The following is a 1,270-nucleotide window of genomic DNA, read 5'->3' as shown; positions in this document are numbered from 1 at the left end:
TTCATGACGGCACTGTCTAGGCTCGAGTCTCAGGGCGAGCGGTTGATTTGTATGTCAGGTATTGCTCCTACCGTGAGGTGGGGTAAGGTTTGCCAGTCAGGGATGGGACGGCGTGATGTGATGCTTAGAAGCCACGCGCTGCTTATCTTCATTAAACCCGCGTTGCCATGGAGGTAGCTCATGAATCAAACCATCGATCCCATCAAGCTCAAGGCGGCTGCCGAGCATCTGGAGTGGGTGCTGAAACAGTATCCTGAGAGTGACGATGTGCAGAGTCTGCTGCACTCGCTCACTCCGCTACTTGAGGATGCCAAGACGGGGATGGTCACGGAAACGAGGGACCGAATCCCTGGGGACTGGAATTTCGCAGACGGCCGATACATTCCTTATCAAAGCCCGAGCGTCGACGCGGCTTTCTCTGATTTCGCGACCGAAATGAGGGCGGGGTGGACTGAGGAGGAAAGGCAGTTGATCGCCGGCTTAGAAGCCAAGCGCAAGAAGTTTGAGGGGTCTCAGCCATGAGTGCAGATGGCCTGACTTCTGACGTACTCAAGCAACAATTCGTCGCCGTTATCCCAAGAGCTGAAACCTTTGATAAGCTGACTGGCGGACAATCTGGCCCGACGGTTATCAAAGGCGCTGAGGATTCCTCAGGAAAACTAACAGGAACGAATGGAATTCGTTACCGCCCAGGAATTGGAAGCAACGGCCCACGCATTGATATTCCAGCAAATGGAAATAAGCCTCACGAAACGTTGCATTACCCGCCGCCACCTCCACCCGTTGAGCCAATACAGAAATAAATACCCAACAACCATGGATTAATTATGTCAAGCACCTCCCCACTAGATCGACTGGAATCAGCCCTGTCTGACTCCAAAGGAGTTTACATAAATGATGGCATCGATAAAGACACCTACTTGTCCAGCCTGACCAATGATATTCGAGAGCACATGAATGATCCATTTGAGATCAGTGCAGAAATTGCCCCGCCAGGATTCCCTGACATGGAGATCGGAGACACTGTGTCAGGGCTATGCGTAGCCCACCGCGGCGGATATTGGCTAGTTTACCAGCCGGAGAAAGATATTTTTTATTGCTTCTGGGGAAGCGACTCGGAACATCTTGAAGCACCAGGTATCTTTGGATCCCCTCTGTACTGCTGGTCTGCGTAAGACTTGAACTCAAGCCATGGGTATTTGATGTGACCAAGGCCATACCTGATTAGCGTCGAACCTCAGTGAGAAAAGTCGCCAAGCGCAGGATCGGC

The 1,270-nt window shown here is 51.9% G+C and carries 3 protein-coding genes; all 3 read left to right on the top strand.

Features of this window, described 5'->3' with window-relative positions; translation table 11 throughout:
- Positions 1-180: 180 nt before the first annotated feature.
- Genes ACH65_RS18250 through ACH65_RS20180 form a run of 3 tightly spaced genes read left to right on the top strand, consistent with a single transcriptional unit; the run spans position 181 to position 1,175 of the window.
- Positions 181-522, top strand: a complete 342-nt coding sequence (locus ACH65_RS18250) for a hypothetical protein (RefSeq protein ID WP_049624068.1) — start codon at positions 181-183, stop codon at positions 520-522.
- Positions 519-803 carry a hypothetical protein gene (locus ACH65_RS20185; RefSeq protein WP_153242686.1) on the top strand — a complete coding sequence of 95 codons (285 nt, stop codon included), beginning with the start codon at positions 519-521 and terminating at the stop codon, positions 801-803. The genes ACH65_RS18250 and ACH65_RS20185 overlap by 4 nt, the downstream gene beginning before the upstream one ends.
- 24 nt (positions 804-827) lie before the next feature.
- Positions 828-1,175: a hypothetical protein gene (locus ACH65_RS20180; RefSeq protein ID WP_153242685.1), complete on the top strand. Its 348-nt coding sequence runs from the start codon at positions 828-830 to the stop codon at positions 1,173-1,175.
- The last annotated feature ends 95 nt before the right edge of the window (positions 1,176-1,270 follow it).

Source organism: Frateuria defendens (assembly GCF_001182895.1).
GTDB lineage: Bacteria > Pseudomonadota > Gammaproteobacteria > Xanthomonadales > Rhodanobacteraceae > Frateuria_B > Frateuria_B defendens.
Note: the sequence above shows the minus strand (reverse complement) of the source record. Positions and strands in the feature narration are given on the sequence as shown.